This is a genomic window from Roseomonas aeriglobus, from assembly GCA_016937575.1.
Lineage (GTDB): Bacteria > Pseudomonadota > Alphaproteobacteria > Sphingomonadales > Sphingomonadaceae > Sphingomonas > Sphingomonas aerigloba.
In genome coordinates, this window is sequence record JAFHKN010000002.1 from 157,261 (window position 1) to 176,470 (window position 19,210).

Below are 19,210 nucleotides of genomic sequence, written 5' to 3' on the forward strand. Positions count from 1 at the left end.
CGCGCGGATGACCTCGACGGTCACAGCGCCAGCACCATCAGCCGGTCCTCGTCGATCTGGTCGCCGACCGGGAAGTCGTACCGGCCCACATCGACGAAGCCATACCGTGCGTAGAAGCGCTTGGCGCGGTGGTTGTCGACATAGACCGACAGCGCCAGCGTATCGGCGCCTTGCCCCCGCGCGGTCGTGATCGCCCAGTCGAGCAGCGCGGGGCCGACGCCGTCACCATGGTGGGTGCTCGCGACATAGAGCTGATAGAGCTCGACTGCATTGGCGTCATCGGCTTGCGGGAAGGGCAGGGCGTTGGGGCCGAGCTTCGCGAACCCGACGATCCGCCCGGTATCGGTCGCCAGGCGGATGGTGAAGGCCGGATCGTCGATCTGGCTCGGCAGGCCGTTCGGGCCGAACACCTGCTCCAGGAACGCCGCCAAGTTCTCGGGCGAATAGAGCGTGCCGAACGTCTCGGTGAAGCAAGTCCGCGCCATCGCGGCGAGTTCGGGTCCATCGCCCGGCACGGCGTTGCGATAGTCGATCATGGGAACCCTGCCGGTTTGGGCCAGCCGGGCGCCGTGACGGCGATCACGCCGAACAGGTCGCCCATCTCGCCTTCGTTGACCAGCCGATTGCGCGCGACGATGACGTCGGCGCCGCCCTTCACCGACAGCGTCGCGGCGCGGCCGTCGATCCCGAGTGCGCGCAGGAAGTCGCCCTGGCTGACCGGGCCGTGGACCTCGGCGCCCTCGGCGCGCGCGGCTTCGGCCAGCGTCGCGAAATCGACATGCGCGGTCAGGTCCGCTTCGCCCGGCGTGTCGAACGGGTTGGCAGGGGCGTGGCCCTTGACCGCCTGCAACGTCTCGCCGATCGCCGGGCCTTCATAGCCATAGTCGATGATCAGCGCTGCGCCGCCCTGTTGCACGACCCGCTGGGCGAGCGCGCGCATCGTCGCGACGCCGGCGGGCGAGGTTTCCAGGATCGATCCGCCGGCGGCATCGCGCAGGTGCTCGGGGATGATCGGATCGAACACGGTGTTGCCGACGACCGGCAGGAACAGCGTGTCCTGACAGGCGACCAGCCGCTCGCGCCAGCCATCGACGGTTTTTACCAGCTGGCGGATGGGCAGCGCGTCGAAGAATTCGTTGGCGACGGCGATCAGCGGGCGGTCGTCGGGCAGGCCGACGATATCCATGCACCATTCGGCTGCCGGCACGCGCTTGGCCTGTTCGGCACGCAGCACGGGGGATGTTTCGACGAACTGGACACCCGGTACGAACCCCGCCTTGTCCATCACCCGCAGCGCATCGGCGGCCAGCGTGCCCCGGCCGGGCCCGAACTCGACATAGTCCGCTGCAGGCCGCCCGGCGCGATCCCACAGGTCCGCGATCCAGGCGCCGATTAACTCGCCGAACATCTGGCTGATCTCGGGCGCGGTCGTGAAGTCGCCCCGCGTCCCCAGCGGGTCGCGCGTCGCGTAATAATGCGCATTCGCCGCGCCCATGAACTGCGACAGCGAAATGGCACCACCCAGCGTGATCGCGCGGGCGAGCCGTTCGGGCAGCAGCTCCTCTGCCGCATTCTCCGCGCGTGCGGCGGGATCGGGCGTCAGCGCGCTCACGCGATGCTCGGCCCGCCCGCGATCGGCTCGACGCGGGTGCGGCGCCCCTTGGCGGTCCACATCAGATAGAGGCCGATGGCGATCATCGGCAGGCACAGGATCTGGCCCATGTGGAGCACATTGGCGAAGAAGGTGCCTTCGAACTGGCGGTCGGGTTCGCGGAAGAATTCGATGAACAGCCGCGCGGTGCCGAAGAAGGCGAGGCCGAAGCCGGTCAGGAAGCCCGGCTTATACCGCGCATCCGTCCGCCAGAAGAGATACGCCATGATGAGGAAGGGGATCAGCCCTTCGCCGAACGCCTCGTACAGCTGGCTCGGGTGACGCGCCGGGTCGGCGCCGAATTCGACGGTGCGCGGAAAGATGATCGCCCAGGGCACGTCGCTCGGCTTGCCCCACAATTCGCCGTTCACGAAATTGGCGAGCCGCCCGAAGAACTGGCCGATCGACGCAACGCAGGCGACGTAATCGAGCACGCGCAGCACCTGCAATTTCTCGCGCCGACACACCCACCAGATCGCGGTCATCAGCCCGACGAGCCCGCCATGAAACGACATGCCGCCGTCCCACAGGCGCAGCACGCTGACCGGCTCCAGGATCATCTGCGGGGCATAGAACAGCACATAGCCGATGCGTCCCCCCAGGATGATGCCGAGCGTCGCATAGAAGGCGAGGTCGTCGACATGCCGCCGCCCCATCGGCGCGCCGGGCTGATCCACCAGCTTCAGCAGATACCACCAGCCGAGCAGGATGCCCGAGATATAGGCGAGCGAATACCATTTCAGCGTAAAGACACCGAGATCGAGCGCGACGGGGCTGAGCCCCAGGTCCTCGAACCGGAGATGGCCGGCGGCATTGGCGAGCATGGGCAGCAGCAAGGGCGCGGATTCCCGGAGAATTGTTGTTGATCGTCCTCTAGCGAGCGCGGGCGGCGGGCGATAGAGCGCGGTGGATGCCGGCACGCTCACCTTACTTACGCCGTGCTCCCGCGCAGGCGGGAGCCCAGGGTTACGAAGGTCATCGCGCGAGACTCTGGGCTCCCGCCTGCGCGGGAGCACGGTGGCATGCAGCTTAGCCGCCGCGCTCTCCTTGCCGGCGGGGTCGTCGTCGGCGTTGCGGTCGCGTGGCAGGTGTGGCCGCGCGCCGAACAGGCCGCCCTCCCCACCGCAGAGGGTGAAACCGCATTCGGCGGGTGGATCAAGATCGGCAAGGACGGCCATATCGTCGTCGCGGTACCGCAATGCGAGCACGGCCAGGGCGTCTATACCGCGCTCGCCCAGGTCGCCGCTGACGAGCTCGGCGCCGATTGGCGTACGGTCGGTGTCGAGGCGTCGCCGGAAAGCCCGCTATACGCCAATCCGCTGGGCGCGGCGGCAGTGCTGGGCACCGACGACGGCTGGTTCGCCGATGCCGCACCGATGCTGACCGGCGGCTCGACCTCGATCCGTCAGTTCGAACGCCCGGTGCGCGAGGCGGCCGCCGCAACGCGGACCTTGCTCTGCAAGGCAGCGGCGCGCGAATGGGGAATCGACTGGGAGGCGTGCCTGACCCGCGACGGCTTCGTCGTCGCAGGCGAGCGGCGCGCGCGATTCGGCGATCTCGCGATGGCGGCGGTGCAAGAGAGCCTGCCGAAGACGCCGCAACTGCGCGTCGGCGACGAAGGGCGGCTGACCGGCACGCCCGCACCGCGGCTCGATGCGCCGTCGAAGGTCGATGGCAGCGCGAACTTCGCCGGCGATATCCGCCTCCCGAACATGCTCTTCGCCAGCATCCGGCAGGGGCCGTTCGGCGACAGCCGGCTGGTCCGCTACGACACCGCGGCCGCGGATAAAGTTTCCGGCGTATCGCGGATCGTCGCGACCGATCGCTGGATCGCCGCGGTTGGAGACAATTGGTGGGCCGCGAACCAGGCGCTCGGCGCGCTTGCCCCGCGGTTCGAGACACCGGGTCCGCTCGCCGACGATCGCGGCATCACCGCTGCACTCGATGCAGCGCTGGCGGCCGAGGGGACGCAACTGGCGGGGACGGGCGATGTCGCCGCGGCCTTTGCCGGCGGAGGCTTGATCCGCGCCGACTACCGCGTCGCGGCCGGCGTCCCCGCGGCGATCGAGCCGGTGACGGCAACCGCCAGCTTCGAACATGGCAAGCTGGTCGTGTGGATGGCGAGCCAGGCCCCCGGCCTCGCCCGCGCTGCGGCTGCCCGCGCGCTGGGGATCGGGGAGGGGGGCGTCGTGCTTCACCCGATGATGGCCGGCGGATCGTTCGGTGCGGCGCTGGAAGTGACGGTCGCCGAACAGGTTGCGCATCTGGCGCGGGAACTGGGACGCCCCGTCCAGCTGACCTGGTCGCGCGCGGAGAGCCTGATGCACACGCCTGTCCGTGCGCCCGCGGTCGGACGGCTGACCGCACGGCTCGACGGGCGCGGGATGGTCGCGGGGTGGCAGGCGCAGATCGCGACACCGCCGGTCGGCCCGGCGCTCCGCGCGCGGCTTGCCGGGCGGACGGCACCCGGCGCGGTGGCCGATCCGCAAGCGGTCGACGGCGCATCGCCTGTGTATCGGCTGCCGGCCTGGGCGGTGTCGCACCACCCGGCTGCCATCGGCGTGCCGGTCGGCTACACCCGCGGTGGCGCGCATATCGCGTCGTGCTTCTTCACCGAAAGCTTCGTCGACGAACTCGCACGGCGGGCGGAAGCCGAGCCCCTGTCCTATCGGATCTCGATGCTGGGCGGGGCGCCCCGGCTGGCCCGGTGCCTGTCGACGGTCGCCACGCTCGGCGGGTGGCAGGGCGGCACGCCGGGCAGCGGGCAGGGGATCGCGTGCCACGCCGTGGCCGGGTCGTACATCGCGCTAATGGTCGAAGGTGGCCTGGGCGACGGCGGCGTGCCCCGGGTCGAACGCATGGTCGCTGCGGTCGATGTCGGGCGTGCGGTCAATCCCGACCTCGTCCGCCAGCAGATCGAAGGCGGGCTGATCTACGGCCTCGCCGCCGCGGTCGGCGCCTCGACCGGCTATTCGGGGGGACTGGCCGACGTCCGATCCTTCCGTGACCTCCAGCTGCCGCGGTTGACGTCGAGCCCCGACATTACCGTCGAACTGATCGACAGCCGTGCCGATCCGGGTGGCGCCAGTGAGCTTGCCGTACCCGTGGTTGCACCTGCGCTCGCCAACGCCATCTTCGCGGCCACCGGACGCCGTATCAGGACATTGCCGCTATGATGCCCACAGGCCACCCGCCGATCCCCGCGCCGAAGGTCGGCGTGCTGCTCATCAACCTCGGCACGCCCGACAGCGCCGATGCGCGCGCGGTGAAACGCTATCTGGGCGAATTCCTGTCCGACCGCCGCGTCGTGGAAATCCCGCAACTGCTGTGGCAGCCGATCCTGCGCGGCATCATCCTCAACACGCGCCCGAAGAAGTCGGCGCATGCCTATCAACAGGTCTGGACCGAGGCCGGGTCACCGCTCGCCGCGATCACCGCGCAGCAATCGGCGGCGTTGCAGGGGGCGTTCGGACCGGGCGTGATCGTCGATTGGGCGATGCGCTATGGCAACCCGTCGATCGCCGATCGGATTGCGGCGCTCAAGGCGCAGGGCTGCGAACGCATCCTGCTGGCACCCCTCTATCCGCAATATTGCGCGGCGACGACGGCGACCGCCAATGACAAGGCCTTTGCCGCGCTGGCTGCGATGCGCTGGCAGCCGGCGGTTCGGACGCTGCCGCCCTATTACGACGACCCGCTCTACATCGATACGCTGAAGCGATCGGTCGAGGATGGGTTGCTAGCGATCGATTTCGAACCCGATATAATCCTTGCCAGCTTTCACGGCATGCCGCAGCGGACGCTGGAGCTGGGCGACCCCTATCACTGCCACTGCCGCAAGACCGCGCGATTGCTAGGGGATGCGCTTGGGAGAGACCTTCGTGTGACGTTCCAGTCCCGCTTCGGCCGGGCGAAGTGGCTGGAGCCGGCGACCGATACGGTGCTGGAAGCGTTGCCGGGCGAGGGGAAGCGCAAGGTCGCGATCGTCGCACCGGGCTTTTCCGCGGACTGTCTGGAGACGCTGGAGGAACTGGCGATCCGTGGGCGCGAGAGCTTCGAAAGCGCCGGTGGCACGCACTTCGCCTATCTGCCCTGCCTGAATGCCAGCCAGATCGGCACCGAAATGTTGCGCAGCATTTTGTCGCGGGAGCTTGCCGGCTGGGTGCAGCTTCCCTAGCGTAAAGTCGAACTTGGATCAGGAGAGGACTGCATGGCACGCGTAGCGATCGTCACCGGGGGAACGCGCGGGATCGGTGAGGCCATCAGCCTTGCCTTGAAGGACATGGGCATGACCGTCGCGGCGAACTATGCCGGCAACGACGAACGCGCCCGCGAATTCACCGAGCGCACGGGCATCAAGGCGTACAAGTGGGACGTCGCCGACTATGACGCCTGCCAGGCCGGGTGCGCACAGGTCGCTGAGGAACTGGGCCCGGTCGACGTCGTCGTCAACAACGCCGGCATCACCCGCGACGGCACGATCCTGAAGCTGACCTATCAGGCGTGGAAGGAAGTGATCGACACCAACCTGGGCGGCTGCTTCAACATGGCGAAGGCAACCTTCCCCGGGATGCGCGAGCGTAAATGGGGTCGGATCGTCAACATCGGCTCGATCAACGGCCAGGCCGGCCAGTATGGCCAGGTCAACTATGCCGCGGCCAAGAGCGGCATCCACGGCTTCACCAAGGCCCTGGCCCAGGAAGGCGCGAAGGCCGGCGTGACGGTCAACGCGATCGCCCCGGGCTATATCGACACCGACATGGTCGCCGCGGTGCCGGCCGAAGTGCTGGAGAAGATCGTCGCCAAGATCCCGGTCGGGCGCCTTGGCCAAGCCAACGAGATCGCACGCGGCGTGGCGTTCCTTTGCTCGGAAGAGGGGGATTCGTGACCGGCTCGACGCTGTCGATTAATGGTGGGCAGCATATGTACTGACGGGCGCAGGCGCGACGCGTTCGCGCCGCTGCGCGGCGGCCAGAGCCGCCATGCAGCGCCCGGCACGGCCGGCGGGAGCGCCCCGCGCTCCCGTTCGACGACGCGGGATTCGCGCCCGCGTCGGGGCCGGTGAGTCGGAAGCCCGGCCACACAATCAGCGTTCCGGCGCAGTCCGGAGCCCCGCCAACCGCGGCGCTCCGCCCGCCAACGCTCCGGCCTTCGCCGGAGCGCATGCGCGGGTCCTTAGACCTCGGCCTTCAGCGGCCGCGCCAGCAGGCGCCCCACGATGTCCTTCACATCCGCCCCCGCCAGCAGATCGCATACCGCGGCAACCACCGGCATATCGACCCCGATCTCGAGTGCCGCCTCGTGCAACACCGGCGCGGTATGCGCGCCTTCCGCAACCGTCTGTCGGTTGGCGAGCAGCCCTTCCGCCGCGACTCCTTGTCCGAGCCCGACACCCAGCGAAAAATTCCGCGAGTTCGTCGACGAGCAGGTCAGCACCAGATCGCCCAACCCCGACAATCCGGCCAACGTCTCCGCCCGTGCGCCCTTGGCGAGCCCGAAGCGCGTCATCTCGGCGAACCCCCGCGCGATCAACGCCGCGCGGGCGTTGAGGCCAAGCCCCGCGCCCTCGACGACCCCGCAGGCGATGGCGAGCACATTCTTGACCGCGCCGCCGATCTCCGCGCCGGTCACGTCGCTGCTGGCGTAAGGTCGGAACGCGGGGCTTGCGAGACGGGCTGCGAGCGCGTCGCGCAGGCGCGCGTCCTCGCAGGCGAGCGTCACCGCGGTCGGCTGACCCGCGGCGACCTCGTGCGCGAAGGTCGGGCCGGACAGGACGGCGATCGGCGCGTCGGGGGCGGCTTCGCGCGCAACTTCACCGACCAGCATTCGCGTGCCCGCCTCGATCCCCTTCGCGCAGAGCACCAGTGGTGTCGCGCCGGTGCCGGCCGCCGACAGGACGGCGCGGACGTGCTGGGCGGGTGCGACGACCAGGATCGCATCGCTATCGCCCAGTTCGGCAAGGTTGCCGGTCGCATGGATCGATGCGCTTAGCGCCACGCCACGCAGGAAGCTGGTATTCTCATGCGTGTCGTTGATCGCCGTCACGACCGCCGCCTCGCGCGCCCAGAGCGTGACCGGCTCCCCGCCACGTGCCGCGACCTGCGCGAGCGCAGTGCCCCAGGCGCCGCCGCCGATGACGCCGATCTTCATGCCTTCACTCCTGCGCCGCGGACGGGCTCTGCGGTCGGGTCGAGCGGCCAGCGCGGCCGGGCCAGCGTATCGAGCGGGTCGGTCATCCCGGCGGCGAAGCGCTCGGCCCCCGCCCACGCGATCATCGCCGCATTGTCGGTGCACAGCCACAGAGGCGGCGCGACGAAGCGCAGGTCATGCGCATGCGCCAGCTGCTCCAGCGCCGCGCGCACCGCGCCATTGGCCGCGACCCCGCCGGCAACGACCAGCGCGGTTGCGCCCGACGCGCGCCCGATTGCGCGCCGTGTCCGGTCGACCAAGCAATCGACGACCGCCTGCTGGAACGACGCGGCGAGATCTTCGGACGAGGCCGTGCCGACCGCGCGCGCGACCGCAGCCTTCAGACCGGCGAAGGAGAAATGCGGCTCCTTCGTGCCGGTCAGCGGGCGGGGCAGGGCTACGGCGTGCGGGTCGCCATTCCTTGCCGCGTGTTCGACCGCCGGTCCGCCGGGAAAACCGAGACCGAGCAACTTCGCGGTCTTGTCGAACGCTTCGCCCGCGGCGTCGTCGATCGTCGTCGCCAGCCGGCGGTATGCACCGACGCCCTCGACCAGCAACAGCTGACAATGCCCGCCGGAGACGAGCAGGAGCAGATAGGGAAATTCGAGGGCGGGATCGGCCAGCCGCGGCGACAGCGCATGCCCCTCCAGGTGATTGATCGCGACCAGCGGCTTGCCTGCCGCATGCGCCAGCGCCTTGCCGGTGACCAGACCGACCATGACCCCACCGATCAATCCCGGCCCGGCGGTCGCGGCGACGGCGTCGATGTCGGACAGCGACACGTTCGCCTGTTGCAGGGCGCGGGTCACCAGCGGCCCGATCGTCTCGACGTGCGCGCGCGCAGCGATCTCCGGAACGACGCCGCCGTAAGGACGATGCGCCTCTTCCTGGCCCGCGAGCGCATGCGACAGCACCTGCCGGTCACCGGTGACGATAGCGGCTGCCGTCTCGTCGCAGCTCGATTCCAGGCCCAAAATCAACATCGTTACGGCCATACCCGTTCGCACCGAGCTTGTCGAAGTGCTGCCCTTTCTTCTAATCGGCAACGGAGAAGAAGGGCAGGCCTTCGACAAGCTCAGGCCGAACGGAGGTTTTGTGTCCAGCGTCATCCGTCTCGGTACCCGAGGATCGCCCCTAGCCCTCACCCAGGCGGGCCTCGTCCAGCGCGCGTTGGAGGCGGCCCATCCCGGGCTGCACGTCGAGATCGTCACCATCAAGACGACCGGCGACCGCGTTCAGGACCGTGCGTTGGCGGAGATCGGCGGCAAGGCGTTGTGGACCAAGGAACTCGACCGCGCGCTGCTGGCGGGTGAGATCGACTGCGCGGTGCATTCGATGAAGGATGTCGAGACCGTCCGTCCGATCGAGATCGTCATCGCCGCGATGCTGCCGCGCGCCGATGTGCGCGATCGGCTGGTCGGCGCCGATTCGTTCGAAGCCCTGCCGCCCGGCGCGCGGATCGGCACCAGCAGCCCGCGCCGCGCCGCACAGGTCCGCAGCCTGCGCGCCGACCTGCAACCGGTGCTCTTCCGCGGTAACGTCGATACCCGGCTGGCCAAGCTGGCCGCGGGGGAGGCGGATGCGACCTTGCTCGCCGCGGCGGGGCTCGAGCGGCTCGGACGAATGGACGTCGGGGTGCCGATCGCGATCGCCGAGATGCTTCCCGCGCCGGCCCAGGGTGCGGTCGGGATCGAATGCCGGGCCGACGACGAACGGACACAGTCGCGTCTCGCCAAGATCGATCATCCGAAGACCCGCGCCTGCGTGCTTGCCGAACGCACGCTGCTCGCGGCGCTGGTCGCCGATTGCCACTCGCCGGTCGCGGCGCTGGCGCAGATCGAGGGCGCCGTGCTGACGCTGTCGGCCACGCTCTACTCGCAGGACGGCGCGCATCACGTGTCCGCGCAGGAGAGCGGCGCGCCCGCCGACCCGGCGGTGTCGCGCGTGCTGGCCGAAAAGCTGCTGGACCTGGCACCCGAGCCCATTCGGGTCCTGTTCGCCGGATGACGCGGGCGCTGGCCGTGCTGCGGCCGGAGCCGGGCAACGGCGCGACCGCTGCGCGAATCGAAGCGCTCGGCCATGTCGCGCTCCGCCTGCCGCTGTTCGCGATCCGCCCGCTCGACTGGAACGCGCCAGACCCCGCCGATTTCGACAGCCTGGTATTGTCGAGCGCGAACGCGGTGCGCGCAGGCGGACCCGATCTGGCCCGCCTGTTGCCGCTTCCGGTCCACGCTGTCGGGCGGGCCACCGCACTGGCGGCGGAAGCGGCGGGCTTTACCGTAGCTGCGGTCGGGGAGGGCGGAGTCGACGCGCTCGATCCGCCGGGACGGGTTCTGCGTCTGGTCGGACGAGACCATCGCGCGTCTTCGGCTGCCCGGACCATCGTGGTCTACGCGAGCGAAGGCCTGACGCCCGATCTGTCCGCGCTGGTTGATGCGACCGCGCTGCTTCACTCGCCGCGGGCAGCCGCGCGGCTCGCCGATCGGGTCGCGGACAGAAGCCGTGTCGCCATCGCCGCCATCAGTGCCGCCGCCCTGGCCGCCGCCGGCCCCGGTTGGCGGATGACCGCCGTCGCCGATCGGCCGACCGATGCGGCGCTGATCGCCGCCGCGTTGACGCTCGCCGATTGACGCACCGCCGCCGGCGGCAGATAACGCGGGCAATGACCGGCGACCCCCTGTCCACCGCGCCCGAGCCGGCGCCGTTCGCCCCCACCGCCCCGCGTCGTCGTGGCCGCGGCACGCTGATCGTCGCGCTGTTTGCGTTCCTGATCGGGCTGGTGGCGATGTATTATCTGCTGCCCGCGCTCCAGCGCTGGACCGGCACCGGCACGTCGGTCGCGCCCGTCGCGGGTCAGCCGGCCGCGCAGCCCGTTGCCAACCAGGCGCCGGCGCGGCCGATCCCGGCCGATCCTGCAACGGTCGACGCGCTGACCGTGCGCACCGCGGCGCTCGACGCGCAACTGCGCGGGATCGAAGGACGGATGGCGGCTGCCGACACCGCCTCGCGCACGGCGGCCGAGCAGGCACGTCGCGCCGAGGGGCTCCTGATTGCCTTTGCCTCCCGCCGCGCGATCGATCGCGGTCTGCCGCTCGATTATCTCGAAGCCCAATTGCGCGCCCGCTTCGGCGCCGAACAGCCGCAGGCGGTGGCCACCGTCATCGGCGCGGTCGGCAGCCCGACGCTGGCCGACCTGCGCGAGGGCCTGACCAAGATTGCGCCGACACTGACGACGGGATCGCGTCACGACGGCTTCTTCACGACCGTCTGGCGGGAACTGTCGACACTCGTCATCCTGCGCCGTGAAAACACGCCGAGTTCGCGGCCCGACGATCGCTTGCAGCGGGCACGGCTGGTGCTCGACGGCGGTAATGTCGAAGCCGCCCTGGCCGAAGTCTCGCGGATGCCCGGCGCCACCAACGCATCGAACTGGATCGATGCGGCCAAGCGGTACATCGAGACGCGCCGCGCGCTCAACACGCTGGAGCGTGCCGCGATCGGTACGCCGGTGCCTGCACAGGCGGCGCCCGTCGCGGTTCCGGTGACCGCGCCTGAACCGGCGCCGACCGCGCCGGCGACCAATCCGGCCGGGACCCTACCCGGCGCCTGACATTTGAGAGGATACCGACATGGCTGAAATGGGCCGGTTCGACTGGAGCGATCCGTTCGCGCTTGACGCACAGCTGACCGACGAGGAGCGGATGGTGCGCGACGCGGCACGGGGGTACGCCCGCGAACAGCTGTTGCCGCGCGTGACGAAGGCCTTCCTCGACGAGAATTTCGACCGCGAGATCATGCGGGAGATGGGCGCGGCCGGGCTGCTCGGCCCGACGATCCCCGAAGAATATGGCGGCGCTGGCCTGGGCTATGTCGCCTACGGCTTGGTCGCGCGCGAGGTGGAGGCGATCGATTCGGGCTATCGCTCGGCGATGAGTGTGCAGTCGAGCCTCGTGATGCACCCGATCAACGCCTATGGCACCGAAGAGCAGAAGCGGAAATATCTGCCCGGTCTCGCCAGTGGCGAGCTGGTCGGCTGCTTCGGGCTGACCGAGCCGGATGCCGGCTCCGACCCCGGCGGCATGCGCACCCGCGCGGAAAAGACCGCGACCGGATACCGGCTGACCGGCTCGAAGATGTGGATCACCAACTCGCCGATCGCCGATGTGATGGTGGTCTGGGCGAAGAGCGATGCGCATGGCGGCGGGATCAAGGGCTTCGTGCTCGAACGCGGCATGGCCGGGCTGTCGACGCCGAAGATCGAAGGCAAGCTGTCCTTGCGCGCCTCGGTAACGGGTGAAATCGTGATGGACGGGGTCGAGGTCGGCGAGGATGCGCTGCTGCCCGAAGTGCAGGGGCTTAAGGGGCCGTTCGGCTGTCTCAACCGCGCGCGCTACGGCATCGCCTGGGGCACGATGGGCGCGGCGGAATTCTGTTTCGAGGCCGCACGGCAGTATACGCTCGACCGGCAGCAGTTCGGCCGGCCGCTAGCGGCGACACAGCTCGTGCAGCTGAAGCTTGCGAACATGGAAACCGAAATCGCGCTGGGCCTGCAGGCGGCGCTGCGTGCCGGGCGGATGTTCGACGAAGGTACGCTGGCGCCCGAAGCGATCAGCATCATCAAGCGCAACAATTGCGGCAAGGCACTCGATATCGCTCGCGTTGCGCGCGACATGCACGGCGGCAACGGAATTTCGGCCGAATTCCATGTCATTCGTCACGCGATCAATCTGGAAACGGTCAATACCTACGAAGGGACGCACGACGTCCATGGGCTGATCCTGGGCCGCGCGATCACGGGGATCGCGGCGTTCTGACACCCCGGGCTGCGGCGAAGGCCGGAGCTTCGGCCGCGTCAGGCCGCGGTCATCATTGCTCCGGCCTTCGCTTGGGTGCGAGGGGGATCAGGCCGCCAGCAACCGCGTGATATGGTCGAATACTGCCTGGTGCAGCGGCTGGTGGAATGCCGCGCCGATGAATTCGCCGCGCTGCCAGGCGACCTCCGCCTCCAGGCTCTGCAGGCCGGGCAGCGACAGCCAGATCATCGTGCCGGCACGCAAGGTGTGGACGCATTCGGCCTTGAAGCCGGTTTGCGACAGGTCGACGACATGCACCTTGTAGCGCGATCCGTTACGATCGCGGACCTTGGCCTCGACGCCGACGACCCGCCGCGCCGTGGCGCGCGTGTCGTCGTGGCTGGGCGGCAGGAACCCGTATTGGCACATCGTGCGACTATCGCATGCAGCGGTTGACGCTTCGCTAACGTCAGACCAGCGCATCCCACACCAATTTGACCCCGACCGCGATCATCAGCGCGTAGATCACGCGGTAGAAGCGTTCGGCTGGAACCCGCCGCACGAGCCACACGCCCGCGGCGGTCGACAGGATCGCGACCGGGAGCAGCAGGGCCGACGTCGTCAGGTTCGCGCGTGTGAACTGGCCCAGCGCGATATAGGCCGGAACCTTCACCCAATTGACCACCGCGAAGAAGATCGCGGTCGTGCCGACGAAGACGTCGCGGGGCAGGCGGCGGGGAACGACCCAAAGCTGGTAGGGCGGCTGACCCGCGTGCGCGATCTGGCTGGTGAAGCCCGACAGGACGCCGAAGATCGTGCCCACCCAGCCGGGCGAACCGGCGCCGGCGTCGGGCGGGCCGTGGCGTTCGATCCATAGCCGGTATGCGCCGAATACGATCGACACCGCGCCGACCAGACCCAGGACGGCGTCCGGCGATACGGAGGCTGCGAACAGATAGCCGAGCGCAATGCCGATGGCCGCCCCGGGGAGCATCCAGCCGAGGATATACCCGTCCCAATCGCGGCGGAAGGCCCAGACGCCGACGACATCCTGGACGATCAGGATCGGCAGCAGAATCGCGGCAGCGCGCACCGGCGACGTCGTCATCGCCACGATCGGGAGCGACAGCGCGCCCATGCCCGCGAACCCACCCTTGGCGAGACCGAGCATGGTCACCGCCAGCACCGCGACGACCCAGAAGGCGGCGCTTTCGATCAGCGCTCAGCGATCCGCGCAAGATGGCCGCCGATTCGCGCCAGCGCGACGACGGCTGCCGCGGCAATGGCCGCGAGCGCGATGACGGCATAGGTCAGTGCCTTCAGCCAGCGCGCGATCTCGGCATCGCGACTCGCGGCGGTGCGTTCGACGGTGGCGGTCACTGTCGCGGCGACGGACTCGAGCGACTCGGCGGTGGCGGAGGCGTCACGCGCCTCTGCGGGTGCCGGTGTGCGCTCGATCGACGGCACATCCTGCCCCGCCAGCTGCCCTGGAAAGGCCGCGCCGATCGGAGAATTGGACACGCTCGCCAGCGATCCGATCAACGCCAGCGTCGCGAGCGCCGCCAACACCAGCATCGCGGTCCGCGCAATCCAGTCGATGACCTTCATTCCGCAGCTTCTCGAACGCCGCGTGGTGCGCGGACGCCGGCGTTGGCACGGCGCTTGAGTTCCGCCTTCAGATCCTCGGGCTTGGGCGCCCATAGGAAGCCGAAGCTGACGGTGCCCCGCTTCGTCTCGACCGCATGATGCAGCCGGTGCGCCTGTACGATTCGTTTCATGTAGTTGGATTTCGGCAGATAGCGTGTCGGCAGGCGGCGGTGGACGATGATGTCGTGGAAGCCGAAGTAGATCGCACCGTAAGCGGCGATCCCTGCGCCGATCCATGCAAAGCCCGGCCACCAGCCGAGCTGGACTCCGCCCAGCAACAGCACGAACGACGGCACCGCGAAAATGACGGCGTACAGGTCGTTCAACTCCCAATTGCCTTCACGAGGTTCGTGGTGGCTCTTGTGCAGGAACCAGCCGGGGCCGTGCATCACCCAACGGTGCATGACATAGGCGAAGCCCTCCATGAACAGCACGGTGGTAAGAAACAGCAGGATGCCAAGCGGCAGGGACATTGGTCAAACTCGATATTGCGATGCGTTTTCAATAACGCGAAACCCTTCGTCAAATGCAGGGGTGGATTCACCCGCGCGCCTGTGCGAAAGGGCCGTGAATTTCACGTCCCTAGCATAAGGCGAGGCCGATCATGAACATCCATGAGTATCAGGCGAAGGAATTGCTGGCGAAGTTCGGCGTTCCCGTCCCCGCAGGCTTCGCCGCGCTGTCCGTCGAGGAAGCCGTCGAAGCGTCGAAGAAGCTGCCCGGACCGCTCTACGTCGTAAAGGCGCAGATCCATGCCGGCGGCCGCGGCAAGGGCAAGTTCAAGGAACTGCCGGCCGAGGCCAAGGGCGGCGTCCGCCTGGCCAAGACCGAGGACGAGGTTCGTCACGCCGCGACCGAAATGCTCGGCAACACGCTGGTCACGATCCAGACGGGTGAGGCGGGCAAGCAGGTCAACCGCCTGTACGTGACCGACGGCGTCGACATCGCGAAGGAATTCTACCTCGCGCTGCTCGTCAACCGCGCGACCGGCCGGGTTTCGATGGTCGCCTCGACCGAAGGTGGCATGGACATCGAAACCGTCGCGCATGATACGCCCGAGAAGATCCACTCGATCGATATCGACACCGCGACCGGCTTCATGCCGCACCACGGCCGTGCCGTCGCCGCCGCGCTCGACCTGACCGGCGACCTTGCCAAGCAGGCCGCCAACGTCGCATCGAAGCTGTACGACGCGTTCCTGGGCACCGACGCCGAGCAGATCGAAATCAACCCGCTGGCCGTCACCGACGATGGCAAGCTGATGGTGCTCGATGCCAAGGTCGGCTTCGACGGGAACGCCATGTTCCGGCACAAGGAGCTGATGGAGCTGCGTGACGAGACCGAGGAAGATCCGGCCGAGCTCGAAGCGTCGAAGTACGACCTCGCCTACATCAAGCTCGATGGCGACATCGGCTGCATGGTCAATGGCGCCGGTCTCGCCATGGCGACGATGGACATCATCAAGCTCAACGGCATGTTCCCGGCCAACTTCCTCGACGTCGGCGGCGGCGCGAACAAGGAAAAGGTCACCGCGGCGTTCAAGATCATCCTTCAGGATCCGAACGTTAAGGGCATTCTGGTCAACATCTTCGGCGGCATCATGCGCTGCGACATCATCGCCGACGGCATCGTCGCCGCGGCGAAGGAAGTGAACCTGTCGGTTCCGCTGGTCGTCCGCCTGGAGGGCACCAACGTCGAGAAGGGCAAGGAAATCCTGTCCAACTCGGGCCTCGCCATCGTTCCCGCCAACGACCTGGGCGATGCGGCGAAGAAGATCGTCGCCGAAGTGCAGAAGGTCGCCTGATCACGTCGCCCCGCACGGTAGCGGGGCAGTCGAGAAAAACGCGAAGGGCGGGGATGGCTGTGGCCGTTCCCGCCCTTCGTCGTTTCAGCGAGTCGTTGCAGCCGGAATCAGTTCCGCGAGCATATGACCATGGACATCTGAGGCGCCTGGCGCTTTATCCCCTGTGTTCGGCGGACGTCGGCCATTTGGCTGCCCGCTGGGGGTTGATACCGGCGACTTGATGTTTACGTAAACGTCAGGTAGCCGCGACGCGAAACGAGGAGAGTGGCGCAAATGAAGGTGCTGGTGCCGGTCAAGCGCGTGCTTGATTACAATGTGAAGCCCCGGGTGAAGGCCGACGGCAGCGGGGTCGACCTCGCCAACGTCAAGATGAGCATGAACCCGTTCGACGAAATCGCCGTCGAAGAGGCGATCCGCCTGAAGGAAAAGGGCGTGGCGACCGAAGTCGTCGCCGTCTCGATCGGCGAACCGAAGGCGCAGGAAACGCTGCGCACGGCGCTCGCGATGGGCGCCGACCGCGCGATCCTGATCACCTCGGACGAGAAGGTCGAGCCGCTGGGCGTGGCCAAATTGCTGAAGGCGATCTGCGACGAGGAACAGCCCAGTCTCGTGATCATGGGCAAGCAGGCGATCGACGACGACAATAACCAGACTGGCCAGATGCTCGCAGCATTGACCGGATGGGGCCAGGGCACCTTTGCCTCGAAGGTCGAAGTCGAGGGCGACAAGGTCGCGGTGACGCGTGAAGTCGATGGCGGTGCCGAAACGGACACGCTGACGCTGCCGGCGGTGGTCACCACCGACCTGCGCCTCAACGAGCCGCGCTATGCTTCGCTGCCGAACATCATGAAGGCCAAGTCGAAGCCTTTGGCGCAGAAGACGGCCGCCGATTATGGCGTCGATGTCGCGCCCCGGCTGACCACATTGAAGGTTGAGGAACCGGCCAAGCGTCAGGCGGGCGTGAAGGTCGCCGACGTCGATGAACTCGTGTCGAAGCTCAAGACGCTGGGAGTTGCCAAGTGAAGACGCTCGTTTGGGTCGAACATGACGGCCAGGCCGTCAAGGACGCCACGCTCGCCGCCGTCACCGCAGCCGCCAAGCTCGGTGAAGTCCACCTGCTGGTCGCCGGGCAAGGCATCGACGGGGTCGCTGCCGAAGCGGCCAAGATCGCCGGTGTCGGCAAGGTCCATGTCGCCGACGACGCGGCCTATGCACATGCGCTGGCCGAAAACGTCGCGCCGCTGGTCAAGTCGCTGATGGACAGCCACGACGCGTTCGTTGCTCCGGCCACCAGCAACGGCAAGAACATCGCGCCGCGCGTCGCCGCGCTGCTCGACGTCATGCAGGTCAGCGACATCCTGTCGGTCGAGGGGCCGGACACGTTCACGCGTCCGATCTACGCCGGCAACGCGATCGCGACCGTGCAGACCAAGGACGCCAAGCTGGTCCTGACCGTGCGCGGCACCGCGTTCGAAAAGGCCGCGGCCGAGGGCGGCTCGGCCGAGATCGAGGCGGTCGCCTCGACGGGTGACGCCGGTGTGTCGACCTTCTCGGGCAGCGAGATCGCGAAGCTGGAGCGCCCCGAGCTGACGAGCGCCAAGGTGATCGTGTCGGGTGGTCGCGCGCTGGGGTCGGGCGAGAAGTTCGTCGAGCTGATCGAGCCGCTGGCCGACAAGCTGGGCGCCGCGGTCGGTGCGAGCCGTGCGGCCGTGGACGCGGGCTATGTCCCGAACGACTATCAGGTCGGCCAGACCGGCAAGATCGTCGCGCCGGAGGTCTATATCGCAGTCGGCATCTCGGGCGCGATCCAGCATCTGGCGGGCATGAAGGATTCGAAGGTCATCGTCGCGATCAACAAGGACGAGGATGCGCCGATCTTCCAGGTGGCCGACGTCGGTTTGGTGGGCGACCTGTTCAAGGTCGTGCCGGAGCTGACCGAGAAACTCTGATCCCTTTCCTTACGTGACCGACGACGCGGGGGCTGCCCGGCGTCGTCGGTCTACGGACGCGCGATCAGTCCGGGATTACGACAATCACCGACAGCGCACCCGTGTTTCCCTTGAACGAAATGTCGTTGAAACCGAGGGCAAGGCCGGCCGTATTTTCGGGGATCGGGACGCGGATACCCTTGCCTACGATGAAGGGGCGCCCGACGACCACACCCTTGTCGTCGACGAATGCTGCGACCAGGGCGTGGCGGTACGACGGGTAGAGCAGCTTCGGCGCGTAGAAGCTCGGATAGCGCTTTTTCTTCACTTCCTTGTCATCGACCGCGTCATTTTCCAGCCCGATCGGGGGGACGTCGGCACGTCCCGGAATCGCGGTCGTTCCCGATGGAATGATGGCGATCACGCCGCCGCCGATATCGAAGGGGACGACGACCGGGGGTTTTGCGTCGCCGATGCCGTACGGCATCAGGTCGCTGTTCAGGTCGACCCGCCACGGCCCCGATGCGGCATCGACCTGAACCGTCACGTCACGGGCCGCTGCAGGCGTCGCGGCGATTAACGCCGCAGCAAGCATCAGCACATAATTATTCTTTCGCATCGCTCGACTCCACGGTCACTTTCGGATCGGCCATGCTGATCGTGACGGTCAGCGCGCCATCATTGTCGGAGAATTTGTCGTCGTTGATGCCGAGCGACAGCGCCGATGCCCCCTCCGGGATTTCGACGACCGCATTCGATCCGATCGCGAAGGGCTGTCCGACGATGACGCCGTCGGCATTGACGAAGCATCCGACCAATTGGTTGAGGTGGATCGGCCCATCTCTCTTGCTCATGTAATAGCTGGGGAACAGCGCCATCCCACGGTCTGTGATCCAGTCGGGGATGCCGTTCGGGCCGATGGCGTCACCGCCGCCGAAGGTGGTCGTCCGCCCCGTCGCCGAAATCGTCAGCTTCAATCCCGACAGCAGGCCGATCTGCCACACGACCGTCGGGGCGCGCGCATCCCCCAGGCCGAAGCCGAATTTCTTATTGACGCCCGTTTGCCAGGGGGCCGAGTGCGCGTCGACGACGACGGTGACTTCCTTTGCGGCAGCGGGCGCGGTGCTCGCCATCGCTGCGATGCCCAGGGCGATCAGGGCCCCCTTCATGCGCATCGTCCCTCTCCCCATCGCCCGCC

The 19,210-nt window shown here is 67.9% G+C and carries 20 protein-coding genes and 1 pseudogene; 10 read left to right on the forward strand and 11 right to left on the reverse strand.

The genetic code is table 11. The annotated features are described in order from the left end of the window. Positions 1 to 20 precede the first annotated feature (20 nt). The 3 genes from JW805_01095 to JW805_01105 all read right to left on the reverse strand — a co-directional run bounded on the left by JW805_01095 (position 21) and on the right by JW805_01105 (position 2,475). Positions 21 to 536: a GNAT family N-acetyltransferase gene (locus tag JW805_01095; protein MBN2970612.1), complete on the reverse strand. Its 516-nt coding sequence runs from the start codon at positions 534 to 536 to the stop codon at positions 21 to 23. Beyond that, the gene (locus JW805_01100) at positions 533 to 1,495 is read right to left on the reverse strand and encodes an SAM-dependent methyltransferase (protein MBN2970613.1); all 963 of its coding nucleotides are present in this window, start codon (positions 1,493 to 1,495) and stop codon (positions 533 to 535) included. Before JW805_01100 ends, JW805_01095 begins: the two co-directional genes overlap by 4 nt. Positions 1,496 to 1,608: 113 nt before the next feature. Then, positions 1,609 to 2,475, reverse strand: a complete 867-nt coding sequence (locus tag JW805_01105; GenBank protein MBN2970614.1) for a prolipoprotein diacylglyceryl transferase — start codon at positions 2,473 to 2,475, stop codon at positions 1,609 to 1,611. Positions 2,476 to 2,673: 198 nt separating this feature from the next. Here JW805_01105 and JW805_01110 point away from each other — a divergent pair, with 198 nt between their 5' ends. The 3 genes and pseudogenes from JW805_01110 to phbB all read left to right on the forward strand — a co-directional run bounded on the left by JW805_01110 (position 2,674) and on the right by phbB (position 6,583). Continuing rightward, entirely contained in the window at positions 2,674 to 4,827 is a 2,154-nt protein-coding gene (locus tag JW805_01110; protein ID MBN2970615.1) for a xanthine dehydrogenase family protein molybdopterin-binding subunit, read from the forward strand. After that, positions 4,824 to 5,828 (forward strand): ferrochelatase, encoded by a 1,005-nt coding sequence (locus JW805_01115; GenBank protein MBN2970616.1) that lies wholly within the window; start codon positions 4,824 to 4,826, stop codon positions 5,826 to 5,828. Before JW805_01110 ends, JW805_01115 begins: the two co-directional genes overlap by 4 nt. A 33-nt stretch (positions 5,829 to 5,861) precedes the next feature. Continuing rightward, positions 5,862 to 6,583: pseudogene (gene phbB / locus JW805_01120) on the forward strand (acetoacetyl-CoA reductase). Positions 6,584 to 6,826: 243 nt separating this feature from the next. On the opposite strand, the gene JW805_01125 reads toward phbB, so the two are convergent. Beyond that, positions 6,827 to 7,801: an NAD(P)-dependent glycerol-3-phosphate dehydrogenase gene (locus JW805_01125; protein MBN2970617.1), complete on the reverse strand. Its 975-nt coding sequence runs from the start codon at positions 7,799 to 7,801 to the stop codon at positions 6,827 to 6,829. Further along, entirely contained in the window at positions 7,798 to 8,823 is a 1,026-nt protein-coding gene (gene tsaD / locus JW805_01130; protein MBN2970618.1) for a tRNA (adenosine(37)-N6)-threonylcarbamoyltransferase complex transferase subunit TsaD, read from the reverse strand. Before tsaD ends, JW805_01125 begins: the two co-directional genes overlap by 4 nt. 112 nt (positions 8,824 to 8,935) lie before the next feature. Here tsaD and hemC point away from each other — a divergent pair, with 112 nt between their 5' ends. From hemC to JW805_01150, 4 genes are read left to right on the forward strand one after another with little or no spacing between them, the layout of a single operon-like run. Beyond that, entirely contained in the window at positions 8,936 to 9,847 is a 912-nt protein-coding gene (hemC, locus tag JW805_01135; GenBank protein MBN2970619.1) for a hydroxymethylbilane synthase, read from the forward strand. Continuing rightward, on the forward strand, positions 9,844 to 10,470 hold the full coding sequence (locus JW805_01140; GenBank protein MBN2970620.1) for a uroporphyrinogen-III synthase: 627 nt from the start codon (positions 9,844 to 9,846) through the stop codon (positions 10,468 to 10,470). The genes hemC and JW805_01140 overlap by 4 nt, the downstream gene beginning before the upstream one ends. A gap of 32 nt (positions 10,471 to 10,502) precedes the next feature. Then, positions 10,503 to 11,450 carry a hypothetical protein gene (locus JW805_01145; protein ID MBN2970621.1) on the forward strand — a complete coding sequence of 316 codons (948 nt, stop codon included), beginning with the start codon at positions 10,503 to 10,505 and terminating at the stop codon, positions 11,448 to 11,450. A 28-nt stretch (positions 11,451 to 11,478) separates the two neighbouring features. Next, the gene (locus tag JW805_01150; protein MBN2970622.1) at positions 11,479 to 12,654 is read left to right on the forward strand and encodes an acyl-CoA dehydrogenase; all 1,176 of its coding nucleotides are present in this window, start codon (positions 11,479 to 11,481) and stop codon (positions 12,652 to 12,654) included. Positions 12,655 to 12,741: 87 nt separating this feature from the next. On the opposite strand, the gene JW805_01155 is transcribed toward JW805_01150, so the two are convergent. Genes JW805_01155 through JW805_01170 form a run of 4 tightly spaced genes read right to left on the reverse strand, consistent with a single transcriptional unit; the run spans position 12,742 to position 14,753 of the window. After that, a complete protein-coding gene (locus tag JW805_01155) occupies positions 12,742 to 13,062 on the reverse strand; it encodes a PilZ domain-containing protein (protein ID MBN2970623.1) in 321 nt (106 codons plus the stop codon). Between the two features lie 40 nt (positions 13,063 to 13,102). Further along, on the reverse strand, positions 13,103 to 13,819 hold the full coding sequence (locus JW805_01160) for a sulfite exporter TauE/SafE family protein (protein ID MBN2970624.1): 717 nt from the start codon (positions 13,817 to 13,819) through the stop codon (positions 13,103 to 13,105). A 29-nt stretch (positions 13,820 to 13,848) separates the two neighbouring features. Then, positions 13,849 to 14,241 carry a hypothetical protein gene (locus JW805_01165; GenBank protein ID MBN2970625.1) on the reverse strand — a complete coding sequence of 131 codons (393 nt, stop codon included), beginning with the start codon at positions 14,239 to 14,241 and terminating at the stop codon, positions 13,849 to 13,851. Further along, complete coding sequence (locus JW805_01170) at positions 14,238 to 14,753, reverse strand: sterol desaturase family protein (protein ID MBN2970626.1); 516 nt, start codon at positions 14,751 to 14,753, stop codon at positions 14,238 to 14,240. The genes JW805_01165 and JW805_01170 overlap by 4 nt, the downstream gene beginning before the upstream one ends. Positions 14,754 to 14,884: 131 nt before the next feature. Here JW805_01170 and sucC point away from each other — a divergent pair, with 131 nt between their 5' ends. The 3 genes from sucC to JW805_01185 all read left to right on the forward strand — a co-directional run bounded on the left by sucC (position 14,885) and on the right by JW805_01185 (position 18,033). After that, positions 14,885 to 16,084, forward strand: coding sequence for an ADP-forming succinate--CoA ligase subunit beta (gene sucC / locus JW805_01175; protein MBN2970627.1), 1,200 nt, complete (start codon positions 14,885 to 14,887; stop codon positions 16,082 to 16,084). Between the two features lie 273 nt (positions 16,085 to 16,357). Further along, complete coding sequence (locus tag JW805_01180; GenBank protein ID MBN2970628.1) at positions 16,358 to 17,107, forward strand: electron transfer flavoprotein subunit beta/FixA family protein; 750 nt, start codon at positions 16,358 to 16,360, stop codon at positions 17,105 to 17,107. Next, positions 17,104 to 18,033, forward strand: a complete 930-nt coding sequence (locus tag JW805_01185) for an FAD-binding protein (protein MBN2970629.1) — start codon at positions 17,104 to 17,106, stop codon at positions 18,031 to 18,033. The genes JW805_01180 and JW805_01185 overlap by 4 nt, the downstream gene beginning before the upstream one ends. A gap of 64 nt (positions 18,034 to 18,097) precedes the next feature. Here JW805_01185 and JW805_01190 read toward each other — a convergent pair whose 3' ends face one another. Together JW805_01190 and JW805_01195 are read right to left on the reverse strand one after the other, a co-directional pair. Beyond that, positions 18,098 to 18,631: a hypothetical protein gene (locus tag JW805_01190; protein ID MBN2970630.1), complete on the reverse strand. Its 534-nt coding sequence runs from the start codon at positions 18,629 to 18,631 to the stop codon at positions 18,098 to 18,100. After that, complete coding sequence (locus JW805_01195) at positions 18,618 to 19,187, reverse strand: hypothetical protein (GenBank protein MBN2970631.1); 570 nt, start codon at positions 19,185 to 19,187, stop codon at positions 18,618 to 18,620. The genes JW805_01190 and JW805_01195 overlap by 14 nt, the downstream gene beginning before the upstream one ends. Between the last annotated feature and the right edge of the window lie 23 nt (positions 19,188 to 19,210).

Excerpts from the sequence above, each read along its gene's own strand:
- JW805_01095 (MBN2970612.1), bottom strand. The coding sequence starts at position 536 with ATGATCGACTATCGCAACGCCGTGCCGGGCGATGGACCCGAACTCGCC.
- JW805_01100 (MBN2970613.1), bottom strand. The coding sequence starts at position 1,495 with ATGGGCGCGGCGAATGCGCATTATTACGCGACGCGCGACCCGCTGGGG.
- JW805_01105 (MBN2970614.1), bottom strand. The coding sequence starts at position 2,475 with ATGCTCGCCAATGCCGCCGGCCATCTCCGGTTCGAGGACCTGGGGCTC.
- JW805_01110 (MBN2970615.1), top strand. The coding sequence starts at position 2,674 with ATGCAGCTTAGCCGCCGCGCTCTCCTTGCCGGCGGGGTCGTCGTCGGC.
- JW805_01115 (MBN2970616.1), top strand. The coding sequence starts at position 4,824 with ATGATGCCCACAGGCCACCCGCCGATCCCCGCGCCGAAGGTCGGCGTG.
- JW805_01125 (MBN2970617.1), bottom strand. The coding sequence starts at position 7,801 with ATGAAGATCGGCGTCATCGGCGGCGGCGCCTGGGGCACTGCGCTCGCG.
- tsaD (MBN2970618.1), bottom strand. The coding sequence starts at position 8,823 with ATGTTGATTTTGGGCCTGGAATCGAGCTGCGACGAGACGGCAGCCGCT.
- JW805_01140 (MBN2970620.1), top strand. The coding sequence starts at position 9,844 with ATGACGCGGGCGCTGGCCGTGCTGCGGCCGGAGCCGGGCAACGGCGCG.
- JW805_01145 (MBN2970621.1), top strand. The coding sequence starts at position 10,503 with ATGACCGGCGACCCCCTGTCCACCGCGCCCGAGCCGGCGCCGTTCGCC.
- JW805_01150 (MBN2970622.1), top strand. The coding sequence starts at position 11,479 with ATGGGCCGGTTCGACTGGAGCGATCCGTTCGCGCTTGACGCACAGCTG.
- JW805_01155 (MBN2970623.1), bottom strand. The coding sequence starts at position 13,062 with ATGTGCCAATACGGGTTCCTGCCGCCCAGCCACGACGACACGCGCGCC.
- JW805_01165 (MBN2970625.1), bottom strand. The coding sequence starts at position 14,241 with ATGAAGGTCATCGACTGGATTGCGCGGACCGCGATGCTGGTGTTGGCG.
- JW805_01170 (MBN2970626.1), bottom strand. The coding sequence starts at position 14,753 with ATGTCCCTGCCGCTTGGCATCCTGCTGTTTCTTACCACCGTGCTGTTC.
- sucC (MBN2970627.1), top strand. The coding sequence starts at position 14,885 with ATGAACATCCATGAGTATCAGGCGAAGGAATTGCTGGCGAAGTTCGGC.
- JW805_01180 (MBN2970628.1), top strand. The coding sequence starts at position 16,358 with ATGAAGGTGCTGGTGCCGGTCAAGCGCGTGCTTGATTACAATGTGAAG.
- JW805_01190 (MBN2970630.1), bottom strand. The coding sequence starts at position 18,631 with ATGCGAAAGAATAATTATGTGCTGATGCTTGCTGCGGCGTTAATCGCC.
- JW805_01195 (MBN2970631.1), bottom strand. The coding sequence starts at position 19,187 with ATGCGCATGAAGGGGGCCCTGATCGCCCTGGGCATCGCAGCGATGGCG.